This window comes from Streptomyces sp. DI166, from assembly GCF_900091315.1.
Classification (GTDB): domain Bacteria; phylum Actinomycetota; class Actinomycetes; order Streptomycetales; family Streptomycetaceae; genus Streptomyces; species Streptomyces fuscus.
Genome location: NZ_FLSP01000105.1, coordinates 1 through 12,241 on the forward strand (window position 1 = coordinate 1; position 12,241 = coordinate 12,241).

General features: G+C 70.1%; 7 protein-coding genes. 1 reads left to right on the top strand and 6 read right to left on the bottom strand.

What is annotated here, in order from left to right:
• The 3 genes from treS to GA0115233_RS33855 form a co-directional block, all read right to left on the bottom strand.
• The coding region (gene treS, locus GA0115233_RS33845; RefSeq protein WP_093724165.1) for a maltose alpha-D-glucosyltransferase at nt 1–1,143 on the bottom strand (1,143 nt) is incomplete at its 3' end.
• Nucleotides 1,140–3,224 (bottom strand): alpha-1,4-glucan--maltose-1-phosphate maltosyltransferase, encoded by a 2,085-nt coding sequence (locus GA0115233_RS33850; protein ID WP_093724166.1) that lies wholly within the window; start codon nt 3,222–3,224, stop codon nt 1,140–1,142. The genes GA0115233_RS33850 and treS, both read right to left, overlap by 4 nt.
• A gap of 248 nt (nt 3,225–3,472) precedes the next feature.
• A complete protein-coding gene (locus tag GA0115233_RS33855; RefSeq protein ID WP_093724167.1) occupies nt 3,473–4,675 on the bottom strand; it encodes a S8 family peptidase in 1,203 nt (400 codons plus the stop codon).
• A 337-nt stretch (nt 4,676–5,012) separates the two neighbouring features.
• Here GA0115233_RS33855 and glgP point away from each other — a divergent pair, with 337 nt between their 5' ends.
• On the top strand, nt 5,013–7,631 hold the full coding sequence (glgP, locus tag GA0115233_RS33860; protein ID WP_093724168.1) for an alpha-glucan family phosphorylase: 2,619 nt from the start codon (nt 5,013–5,015) through the stop codon (nt 7,629–7,631).
• A gap of 19 nt (nt 7,632–7,650) precedes the next feature.
• Here the strand turns inward: glgP and GA0115233_RS33865 are convergent, their stop codons facing one another.
• The 3 genes from GA0115233_RS33865 to GA0115233_RS33875 form a co-directional block, all read right to left on the bottom strand.
• The gene (locus GA0115233_RS33865; protein WP_093724169.1) at nt 7,651–8,157 is read right to left on the bottom strand and encodes a DUF1990 domain-containing protein; all 507 of its coding nucleotides are present in this window, start codon (nt 8,155–8,157) and stop codon (nt 7,651–7,653) included.
• Nucleotides 8,158–8,227: 70 nt separating this feature from the next.
• Nucleotides 8,228–9,874 (bottom strand): M4 family metallopeptidase, encoded by a 1,647-nt coding sequence (locus GA0115233_RS33870; protein WP_093724170.1) that lies wholly within the window; start codon nt 9,872–9,874, stop codon nt 8,228–8,230.
• 205 nt (nt 9,875–10,079) lie between these two features.
• Nucleotides 10,080–12,131, bottom strand: a complete 2,052-nt coding sequence (locus GA0115233_RS33875; protein WP_093724171.1) for a M4 family metallopeptidase — start codon at nt 12,129–12,131, stop codon at nt 10,080–10,082.
• Nucleotides 12,132–12,241: the final 110 nt, after the last annotated feature.

The window sequence follows — 12,241 nt, forward strand, 5'->3', positions numbered from 1 at the left end:
CGCGGTGAAGAGTTCGATCTGGTTGCGGTCGTTGTCGAGGAGGGGGGCGAGGCGGCGGCGGATGCCGATGTTGGCGCGCATCCGCGGGTCTTTCGCGTACTCGGCCCACATGTAGTCGCGTTCCTCGTCGGTGACCATCTCCAGGGTCAGCTCGTCGTGGTTGCGCAGGAAGATGCCCCACTGACAGCCCGAGGGGATGGCGGGCGTCTTGGCGAGGATCTCGGAGACCGGGTAGCGGGATTCCCGCCGGACCGCCATGAAGATGCGCGGCATGACCGGGAAGTGGAACGCCATGTGGCACTCGTCGCCACCGCTCCGGAAGTCGCCGAAGTAGTCGACGACGTCCTCGGGCCACTGGTTGGCCTCCGCCAGCAGCACCGTGTCCGGATAGTGCGCGTCGATCTCCTTGCGCACCCGCTTCAGGAACTCGTGTGTCGCCGGAAGGTTTTCGCAGTTGGTGCCCTCCTGCGCGTAGAGGTAGGGCACGGCGTCGAGGCGGAAGCCGTCGATGCCCAGGTCCAGCCAGAACCGCAGCGCGGAGATCATCTCCTCCTGCACGGCCGGGTTCTCGTAGTTGAGGTCCGGCTGGTGGGAGAAGAACCGGTGGAAGAAGTACTGCTTGCGGACCGGGTCGAAGGTCCAGTTGGAGGCCTCGGTGTCGACGAAGATGATCCGCGCGTCGGCGTACTGCTTGTCGTCGTCGGCCCACATGTAGTAGTCCCCGTAGGGACCCTCGGGGTCGTTTCTCGACTCCTGGAACCACGGGTGCTGGTCGCTGGTGTGGTTCATGACGAAGTCGATGATCACCCGCATGCCGCGCTGGTGGGCGGCGTCCACGAACTCCACGAAGTCGGCGAGATCGCCGAACTCGGGGAGCACGGCGGTGTAGTCGGAGACGTCGTAACCGCCGTCCCTCAGGGGTGATTTGAAGAAGGGCGGCAGCCACAGGCAGTCGACGCCGAGCCACTGCAGATAGTCCAGCTTGGCGGTCAGGCCCTTGAGATCACCGACGCCGTCACCGTTGCTGTCCTGGAAGGAACGGACGAGCACCTCGTAGAAGACGGCTCGCTTGAACCAGTCGGGGTCCCGGTCCTTGGCCGGGGTGTCCTCGAAGGTGTCCGGGACGGGCTCGTTGACGATCATTTTGTGGGTGACCCTCCGATCTGCGGGGTGGACGGTCGCAGAACCGAGAAGACGTGCGCGGGTGCCCGGCCGGGCTCCAGACGCACATAGTTGGTTCTGCCCCAGTGATAGGTCTCGCCGGAGAGCTCGTCGCGCACCGGCACCGACTCGTGCCAGTCCAGGCCGAGTTGCGGCATGTCCAACGAGACCGTCGCCTCCTGGGTGTGGTGGGGGTCGAGGTTGACGACCACCACAACCGTGTTCGATCCCGACCGCTTCGAGTAGACGATCACCTGGTCCTTGTCGGCGTGGTGGAAGCGCAGATTGCGCAACTGCTGGAGGGCGGGATTCGCACGTCGAATGCTGTTGAGCCTGGTGATGAGGGGGGCGATGGTGTCGGTGGTGTCCCAGTCGCGGGGGCGGAGTTGGTACTTCTCGGAGTCGAGGTATTCCTCGCTGCCCTCGCGCAGGGGGGTGTTCTCGCACAGTTCGTAGCCGCTGTAGATGCCCCAGGTGGGGGAGAGGGTCGCGGCGAGCACGGCGCGCAGTTCGAAGGCGGCACGGCCGCCGTGCTGGAGGAAGGCGTGCAGGATGTCGGGGGTGTTGGCGAAGAAGTTCGGCCGCATGTAGGCCGCCGCCTCGCCCGACAGCTCGCTCAGGTACTCCGTCAGCTCCTGCTTGGTGTTGCGCCAGGTGAAGTACGTGTACGACTGCTGGAAGCCGATCTGGGCAAGGGTGCGCATCATCGCAGGGCGGGTGAATGCCTCCGCCAGGAAGATCACGTCCGGGTCGGTGCGGTTGATCTCGCCGATCACCCGCTCCCAGAACACCACCGGCTTGGTGTGCGGGTTGTCCACCCGGAAGATCCGCACCCCGCAGCCCATCCAGTGCCGCAGCACCCGCACCGTTTCCGTGACCAGGCCGTCCATGTCGGCGTCGAAGGCGATGGGGTAGATGTCCTGGTACTTCTTCGGCGGGTTCTCCGCATACGCGATGGTGCCGTCGGGGCGGTGGTGGAACCACTCCGGGTGCTTGCTCACCCACGGATGGTCCGGGGAGCACTGCAGGGCGAAGTCCAGGGCCACCTCAAGCCCGTGGGAGCGGGCCTGGCCGACGAACCAGACGAAGTCCTCCAGCGTGCCCAGCTTGGGATGCACCGCGTCGTGGCCGCCCTCCGGCGAGCCGATCGCCCACGGCACCCCCACATCGTCCGGGGTGGGGTCGAGGGTGTTGTTGCGGCCCTTGCGCCAGGTCGTGCCGATGGGATGGACCGGCGGCAGGTACACCACGTCGAAACCCATCCCGGCGATCGCCGGCAGACGCCGCGCGGCGGTGCGGAAGGTACCGTGCGGTTCCTCGGCGGTGCCCTCGGAGCGCGGGAAGAACTCGTACCAGGACCCGAACAGCGCCCGCTCCCGCTCCACCAGCAGTGGCAGCGGTTCGGAGGCGGTCACCAACTCCCGCAGCGGATACCGCGCCAGCACCCGCTCCACCTCGTCGGTCAGCGCCGCCGCCAGCCGGGCGGTCGGGGCGAGGGAGTCGTCGCGCAGCCGGGCGGCGGCGGTGAGCAGGACGCGCCGCAGTTTCGCGGGGACCTCGGTGGCGGCGCGTTCGTACAGCCGGGCGCCCTCCTCCAGCACCAGGTCGGTGTCCATCCCGGCCGGCACCTTGATACGGGCGTGATGGCGCCAGGTGGCCACCGGATCGCCCCACGCCTCCACGGAGTACGTCCACAGCCCTGTGGCGGTGGGGGTGACCTCGGCGCCCCAGCGGTCGGTACCGGGGGCCAGTTCGCGCATCGGGGTCCACGGGCCCTCCCGGCCCGAGGGGTCGCGCAGGACGACATTGGCGGCCACGGCGTCGTGCCCCTCCCGGAACACGGTCGCCGAGACCTCGAACGTCTCGCCCACGACCGCCTTCGCGGGACGGCGGCCGTTCTGCACGAGCGGCCGGACGTCGAGGACGGGTATGCGCCCGATCACCGGGACCCGGTCCGCGGGGGGTTCCCCCGCGGCGGTGGGTCCGGCGGCGGCCTTGCGCTTGGCGGGGGGCTTCTTGGTGGTGCGCGTCGGGGGTGCCGACGAGTGGTGCTTGGCGGGCATGACCGCTCCTGTCCGCGTCAACGTGGGTGGGCGGATGGCTGTGGGGAGGTGGGTCCTGCGGGGTGCTGCTGTGGCATTCCTGTGGGGTGTACCGGAGGAGCCTTCCCACCCTATTCGGGTGGGCAATCCGGCACTTTGTTAACTACTCACGCGTATGTCGGCACACAAGTCCGGCCCCGTCCGCGGGGGGCGGGGCCGGTCCTTCCAGGTCAATTTCGATCGGTCCTGGACGTGCCGCGAATAAGCCGCTACGAACCCGGTACTTGGAGCAGTTTGTTCGGTGATCCGGGTCCGCGTCCGTATACCTTCCCGTTCGCGGCCTTCGCCCGCAGGGCCTTGGCCACCTGCGCGGGCTTGGCCGTGCGGTGGTCGGCCAGGTAGAGCGCCGCCGCGCCCGCCGCGTGCGGCGCCGCCATCGACGTACCCGAATAGGTGGCCTTCGCGCGGTCGCCCGTGTGCGACGCGGAGGTGATCGCGACGCCCGGGGCGAACAGGTCGAGGACCGAGCCGTAGTTCGAGAACGCCGCCCGCGCGTCGTCGCGGTCGGTGGCGCCGACCGTGATGGCCTGGCCCACCCCGGCCGGGGAGTACAGCCCGGCCGGCAGGCCGTTGTTGCCCGCGGCGACGGTGTACGTGACACCGGAGGCGATGGAGTTGCGTACGGCCGCGTCGAGCTGCGCGTTGTACGGGCCGCCCAGGGAGAGGTTGGCGACCGCCGGCTTCCGCGCGTTCCGGGTCACCCAGTCGATCCCGGCGATGGCCTGGGCGGTCGTCCCGGCGCCCGCGTTGTCGAGGACGCGTACGGACACCACCTTCGCCCGTTTGGCGACGCCGTACTTCGACCCGGCGACCGTGCCCGCCACATGGGTTCCGTGACCGTTGCCGTCCCCGGCCGAGCTGTCGTTGCCCACGAAGTCCCAGCCGTGTCTCGCCCGGCCGCCGAAGTCCTTGTGCGAGATCCGGATACCGGTGTCGATGACGTACACCGTCACCCCGGCGCCCCGGGACTTCGGCGAGGTGTAGCGCCGGTCCAGTGGCCGGTTCCGCTGATCGACACGGTCGAGTCCCCAGGACGGGGGATTCTTCTGGGTGTGTTCCAGCGTCACCCGGGTGTCCTGGACGACCGAGGAGACCCGGGGGTCGGCGGCGAGCCTCCTTGCCTGTCTCTCGCTCGCGGTCACCGCGTACCCGTTGAGGACCGTGTCGTAGGTATGGCTGATTTCCGCCCCGTACTCCTCGACCGTCTCTCGACCGGCCGCCGAGCGGGCCTCCGTACCCCCCTTGAGTGTCACCAGGTAGCTTCCGCCGACGGTGCCGGGCAGACCGGCGCCGAGTATGTGCCCTTCCGGTGCGGCGTGTGCGGGCGGGCCGACGGCCGAAAGCGCCGCGGCACAGGTCACCGCGGTCAGCCCCCCTGCCCAGCGCAGACGCCCTGCTCGCGTCCGTGCCATGCTCCGAGTCCCCTCCTCGACTCGACGTCCGGCCCCCTTCCCCGCCGGGTGCACCCGGCAACGGCCGGAACGCCACCAGCAGCCTCTCGTGGCCGGTGAAGTCGCCACAAGGACACCCACAGGGGCGGAATCGGCCATATCGCGCATGGCGGACCCGGGTGGGTTGCGGCGTTTTTCGGGCGGAGTGCGCGTGTGGTCCGGGTCGAGTCCCGCTCCAGTGCGACGCCGACGCGAGAAAAGGCGCCGTGGTTACCGAGCGCCCGCACCGATACCGTGCAGATGATGACAAGGCGCACACCGCCGTGCGTCCTCTTCCGCACGCCTGCCGAGGTGGAATGTGAAGGCGATCCGTCGATTCACCGTCCGTCCCGTTCTCCCCGAACCCCTCCGGCCGCTCAGTGATCTGGCGCGCAATCTGCGCTGGTCCTGGCATGCGGAGACCCGCGACCTGTTCCAGTCCGTCGATCCCGAGCGCTGGGCCTCCTCGGACGGTGACCCCGTACGCCTGCTCGGCAGTGTGTCGCCGGACCGGCTTGCCGAGCTGGCCGAGGACCGCCGCTTTCTGCGCCGGCTCACCGCGGCCGCCGACGACCTGGCCGACTACGTCTCCGGGGACCGCTGGTACCAGTCCCAGTCCGCCGACCTGCCGGCGGCCATCGCCTACTTCTCACCCGAGTTCGGCATCACCGCCGCCCTCCCCCAGTACTCCGGCGGCCTCGGCATCCTCGCCGGCGACCACCTGAAAGCCGCCAGCGACCTCGGCGTACCGCTCATCGGCGTGGGGCTGCTGTACCGGCACGGCTACTTCCGGCAGTCCCTGTCCAGGGACGGCTGGCAGCAGGAGCACTACCCGGTGCTCGACCCCAACGAGCTGCCGGTGGCGCTGCTCAAGGAGCCCGACGGCACCCCCGCCCAGGTCTCCCTCGCCCTGCCCGCCGGCCGCTCACTGCACGCCCGGATCTGGCTGGCCCAGGTCGGCCGCGTGCCGCTGCTGCTGCTCGACTCCGACGTGGAGGAGAACGACCTCGGCGAGCGCGGGGTGACGGACCGGCTCTACGGCGGCGGCAGCGAGCACCGGCTGCTGCAGGAGATGCTCCTCGGCATAGGAGGTGTGCGGGCGGTGCGGACGTACTGCCGGCTCACCGGCCACGCCGCGCCCGAGGTCTTCCACACCAACGAGGGGCACGCGGGCTTCCTCGGCCTGGAGCGGATCGCCGAACTCGCCGACCAGGGGCTGGACTTCGACGCCGCGCTGGAGGCGGTGCGGGCGGGCACCGTCTTCACCACCCACACCCCCGTCCCCGCCGGAATCGACCGCTTCGACCGGGAGCTGGTCGCCCGCCACTTCGGCCCCGACGCCGAACTCCCGCGCATCGACGTCGAACGGATCCTCCAGCTCGGCATGGAGACCTACCCGGGCGGCGAGCCGAACCTCTTCAACATGGCCGTGATGGGCCTCAGGCTCGGCCAGCGGGCCAACGGGGTCTCACTGCTGCACGGCAACGTCAGCCGGGAGATGTTCTCCGGGCTCTGGCCGGGCTTCGACCCCGACGAGGTGCCCATCACCTCGGTCACCAACGGCGTCCACGCCCCGACCTGGGTGGCACCGGAGGTGTTCCGGCTGGGGGCGCGGCAGATCGGCGCCCAGCGCACCGAGGACGCCTTCACCGTCGGCGGCTCGGAGCGCTGGGACGCGGTGGCGGACATCCCCGACCAGGACATCTGGGAGCTGCGCCGGGTGCTGCGCGAGCAGCTCGTCATGGAGGTGCGCGAGCGGCTGCGGGCGTCCTGGCGGCAGCGCGGGGCGGGCAGCGCGGAGCTGGGCTGGATCGACGGGGTGCTCGACCCGGACGTGCTGACCATCGGCTTCGCCCGCCGGGTGCCGTCGTACAAGCGGCTCACGCTGATGCTGCGCGACCGCGACCGGCTGCTGGATCTGCTGCTGCACCCGGAGCGGCCGGTGCAGATCGTCGTCGCGGGCAAGGCGCACCCGGCGGACGACGGTGGCAAGCGGCTCATCCAGGACCTGGTGCGGTTCGCCGACGACCCGAGGGTCAGGCACCGCATCGTGTTCCTGCCCGACTACGGCATGGCGATGGCGCAGAAGCTGTACCCGGGCTGCGACATCTGGCTGAACAACCCCCTGCGTCCGCTGGAGGCGTGCGGCACCTCCGGGATGAAGGCGGCGCTGAACGGCTGTCTCAACCTCTCGGTGCTGGACGGCTGGTGGGACGAGTGGTTCCAGCCGGACTTCGGCTGGGCGATCCCCACCGCGGACGGCTCCGGCACCGACCCGGACCGGCGCGACGAGATCGAGGCGGCGGCCCTGTACGACCTGCTGGAGCAGCGGGTGACTCCGCGGTTCTACGAGCGCGACCAGCACGGTCTGCCGGGCCGCTGGATCGAGATGGTCCGCCAGACCCTCACCCTGCTCGGTCCGAAGGTGCTGGCCGGGCGGATGGTCCGGGAGTACGTGGAGCGCCTGTACACCCCGGCCGCGCAGGCCCATCGCGCCATGGACGCCGACGCGGCGCGGGAACTGGCGGACTGGAAGGCGCGGGTGCGCGGCGCCTGGCACGGGGTGAGCGTCGACCATGTGGAGACCTCGGTGGCCGCGACCACCGCGGAACTGGGCACCACCCTGAGCCTGAGGGTCCGGGTCGGGCTCGGCGAACTGGCGCCGGACGACGTGGAGGTGCAGGCGGTCTCGGGCCGGGTGGACTCCGAGGACCGCATCACCGACGCGGCGACGGTCCCGCTGAAGCCGGTCAACGGGCCCGATCTGGACGGCCGCTGGGTGTACGAGGGCCCGCTCTCCCTGGACCGCACCGGGCCCTACGGCTACACGGTACGGATCCTTCCGGCGCACCGGCTGCTGGCCTCCGGCGCCGAGCTGGGCCTGGTGACCGCGCCGTCGGAGGACGTGGTGGAGGGCGCGGGGGTGCTCCTGCGCTGAGGTACGGGCGGCGCGGGCGTCAGCTCTTGGGGCTCGCGGCCAGCCTCCGCAGTACTGTCCCGCACCGGCGGGCGTACGCCTGCTGGAGCCCGCGCGTGGCCGGACCGCCCGCGCGGGCGTACCACTTGGCGGCCCGGCTGAAGGCGTGCACCGTCAGCCACACGGTGCCGTCCCCGGTGCGGTCGACCACGAAGGACTCCTCGCCGCACTCCGGGTGCCCGGCCAGCGTGCCGTACGCCCAGCCCGCGCGGCGGGGTTCCTCCACCGTCCACACCACCCGGCAGGGCGCCTTGATGACCCCGGCCAGGGTCACCGTGACGTCCACGCCGGGTGCCGCCCGGTCGGCGGAGGCGGCTATGCCCACGCCCATCGCCCGGTGCAGGTCCCAGGTGAGCACGGCCTCGGCGGCCCGGTGGAAGATGTCGTGGCCCTCGCCTATGCGGGTGCGCACATGCAGCGGGCGGAATCCGGGCGGGCAGAAGTCGTGCTCCCGGGTGCCGCCGACGTGCTCGTAGCTGAAGGACATGGGTCCCAAGAGTAGGGCGGCACCCGGAACGCCGGGGTCCGGGGTGCCGCCCGTGGGACAGCCGCCCCGGTCAGCTCACGTTGACCGCGCTCCAGGCGGAGGCGACCGCGTTGTACTCGGTGCTGCCGGAGCCGTACAGGGCCGAGGCCGCGTTCAGCGTGGCGGTGCGGGCGCCCTTGTAGTTGGTGGTCGAGGTCATGTACGAGGTGAGCGCCTTGTACCAGATCTTGACCGCCTTGTCCCGGCCGATGCCGGTGACCGTGGAGCCGTTGTACGTCGGCGAGTTGTAGCTGACGCCGTTGATGGTCTTGCTGCCGCTGCCCTCGCTCAGCAGGTAGAAGAAGTGGTTGGCGGGGCCGGAGGAGTAGTGCACGTCCACGCTGCCCAGGGACGAGGACCAGTAGTCCTTGGACGCGCCGTCCTTGCTCGGCTTGTCCATGTAGCGCAGCGGGGTGCCGTCGCCGTTGATGTCGATCTTCTCACCGATGAGGTAGTCGCCGGCGTCCTTGGAGTTGGCGGCGTAGAACTCCACGGCCGTGCCGAGGATGTCCGAGGTGGCCTCGTTCAGGCCGCCCGACTCGCCGGAGTAGTTGAGCCCGGCGGTGTTGGAGGTGACGCCGTGGGTCATCTCGTGGCCGGCCACGTCCAGGGAGGTCAGCGGCTTCACATTGCCCGCGCCGTCGCCGTAGGTCATGCAGAAGCAGCTGTCGGACCAGAAGGCGTTGACGTAGGCGTTGCCGTAGTGGACCCGGGAGTAGGCGGCGACGCCGTTGTTCTTGATGCCGTTGCGGCCGAGGACGTTCTTGTAGAAGTCCCAGGTGACCTGGGCGCCGTAGTGGGCGTCCACGGCGGCGGTCTGGGAGGTGGAGGAGCTGGACGCGGTGCCGGTGCCCCAGGTGTCGTCCGCGTCGGTGAACAGGGTGCCCGCAGAGGAGGAGGTGGCGCGCGCCTTGTTGTACGTCTTGTGGTTGCCGCGCGTGGTGTCGTTGAGCTGGTACGTCGAGCCGGACTTGGCGGTGCCGACGGTGACGGTGCCGCTGTACTGGCTGTTGCCGGTGCCGGTCTGGATCGCCTCCCACTCGTAGAGCTTCTCGCCGGTGGTGGCGTCGGTGACGACGTGCAGCTCCTGCGGGGTGCCGTCGTGCTGGAAGCCGCCGACGACCGTCTCGTAGGCCAGCTTGGGGGTGCCGGTCGCGGCCCAGATCACCTTGCGGGGCGCCCGGTCGGCGGCGGACTTGGTGGAGCCCTCGGCCTTGGCGGCGCGCACGGCCTGCTTCTCGGCGGCGGACTTGGTGATGTCCGCGGTGAGGTCGGCGACCTTGAGGGCGGCCTTGGTGGCGCGGGTGACGCCCTCGGTCTCGCCCTTCGGCGACTCGTGCACGACGAGGTCGCCGCCGAGGACGGGCAGGCCCGCGTAGGTGCGCTCGTAGCGGGTGTGGGTGGAGCCGTCGGCGTCCTTCACCACGTCCTTGACGACCAGTTCCTCCTTGGCGCCCAGGCCTATCTCCTCGGCGGTGGCGGGTGCCTCGGCGGCGGCCCGCTCGATCAGCGCGGTGCGGGCGGAGGAGGACAGGAGCATGGGGGAGGCACCTGCGGCGGGGTCCGACTTGGCGGCGGCGCCGGTGCTGGTCAGACCGGTGGTGAGGAGGGCCGCGGCCGCGACCGAGGTGGCGATGGCCAGGGTGGTGCGCTTGTGACGCGCGTAGCGGGGGGTCACACAAGCTCCTTATGTGGGGGTGGGGCGGGAAGTTGTGCGGCGGGTGAGGAGAGAGTGACACCTGGGACGCGTACATGTCAGGACCCCCCGATGATGTTGACCGAAAAACGACTGAACGATGAACGTTTCAGGGATGTAAAGCGGGCGCCGCCCCGGGGAGTTGAACCACCGGGACGGCGCCCTGGTCACAGGGGAGCCGGACGCTCTACGGGAACGTCAGCTTCCAGCCGTTGATGTAGCCCGTGTCCCACGACGCGTTGTCCTGGACCCTCAGCTTCCAGGTGCCGTTGGCCGTCTCGGACGAGGCGTTGACGGTGTACGTGGTGTTGATGTTGTCCGAACTGCCGCCGGTGCCGTAGCCCTTGAGCGTGTAGACGGAGCCGTCGGGAGCGATCAGATCCACCTTGAGGTCACCGATGTAGGTGTGGACGATGTCCACGCCGACCTGGAGGTTGGACGGGGCGTTGCCGGACCGGCCGGTGACGCTGATCGACGAGGTGACCGCGGAGCCGCGGTCCGGGATGGTCACGTCGGTGTTGTTCTCGAAGACGGTGCCGCCACCGCCGCCGTCACCGGGGCGCGAGCCCACCGCGACGCCCGCCCAGGCGTGCTGCACGGCCGCGTACTCGGCGCTGTCGGCGCCGTACAGCTCGGCGGTCGCCGCGAGGGTGCCGGTGCGGGCGCCCGCGTAGTTGGTGTTGGACGAGAACTTCGTGGTCAGCGCGCGGAACCAGATCTTCTCCGCCTTGGCCCGGCCGATGCCGGTGACCGGAAGGCCGTCCGCAGTGGGCGAGTTGTAGGTGACACCGTTGATGGTCTTGGTGCCGCTGCCCTCGCTCAGCAGGTAGAAGAAGTGGTTGGCGGGTCCGGACGAGTAGTGCACGTCGATCGACCCGATACCGGAGTACCAGTTGTCCTTGGACGCGCCGTCCTTGCTCGGCTTGTCCATGTAGCGCAGCGGGGTGCCGTCGCCGTTGATGTTGATCTCCTCGCCGATGAGGTAGTCACCCACGTCGGAGGAGTTGTTGGCGTAGAACTCCACGGTCGAGCCGAAGATGTCGCTGGTCGCCTCGTTCAGGCCGCCGGACTCGCCGCTGTAGACCAGACGCGCGGTCACGGAGGTGAGCCCGTGGGTCATCTCGTGCCCGGCCACGTCGATCGACGTCAGCGGGTTGGAGTTGCCCGAGCCGTCGCCGTACGTCATGCAGAAGCAGCTGTCGGACCAGAACGCGTTGACGTAGTTGTTGCCGTAGTGGACCCGCGAGTAGGCGCCGACGCCGTCACCGCGGATGCCGCTGCGCCCGTGCACGTTCTTGTAGTAGTCCCACGTCAGCGCCGCGCCGTAGTGCGCGTCCGCGCCGGCGGACTCCGCGTTGGACGGGCTGCCGTTGCCCCACACGTCGTCGGGACCGGAGAAGAGCGTGCCGGTACCGGAGGAGCCGCGGTTGAGGTTGTACGTCTTGTGGTTGCCGCGCGCGCCGTCGGTGAGGTTGTACGTCGAACCCGACTGCGTGGTGGTCAGGTCCACCGTGCCCGAGTACACCGTGTGGCCGGTGCCGGTCGCGATGGCCTCCCACTCGTAGAGCTTCTCGCCCGTGGTGGCGTCGGTGACGACGTGCAGCTCCTGCGGGGTGCCGTCGTGCTGGAAGCCGCCGACGACCGTCTCGTAGGCGACCTTCGGGGTGCCGCTCGCGGCCCAGATCACCTTGCGGGGCGCCCGGTCGACGTCCGCGCCCTTGGCGTGCTCGGCCTTCGCGGCGGACAGCGCCTGGCTCTCGGCCTTGGCCTTCGACACGGCCGCGGTGGTGGTGGCCGGCTTGATCGCCTTCTTGGTGGCCTTCAGCACGGCCGCCGTGGCGTCGGACTTGGTGCTCTTGACCACGAGGTCGCCACCGAGGACCGGCAGTCCGTCGTAGGTGCGCTCGTAGCGGGTGTGCAGCGTGCCGTTGCCGTCCTTGACGACATCGCGGACGACCAGCTTCTCCTTGGCGCCCAGGCCCAGTTCGCGCGCGGTGTCGGCGGCGTTCGCGCTCTGGGTGCGGATCAGCTCGGCGCGCTGGGCGGGCGTGAGCTTGACCGACTCGGCGCCGGGAAGGACCTTGCCGGCCGCGGGCCGCGTCTGCTCCGGGGCCGCGGAGGCGGCGCCCGACTGGACGGCGGCGGCGATCAGGGCGGAGACACCGACCAGGGCGACAGCGGCGGCCCGGCGGGTGGTGGATCTGTGGGGGGTGCGTCGGTCCGAGGAACTGCTTCTCAAAACTGACTCCTTCTGCGCGGCCGCGGATCGCGCGGCCAGGGGAGACCGTCCGGCGGGTGGGCCGGTCGGGCAGAACTGGGTGGTGCGCAGAACACGTGCGGGAGCGTCGG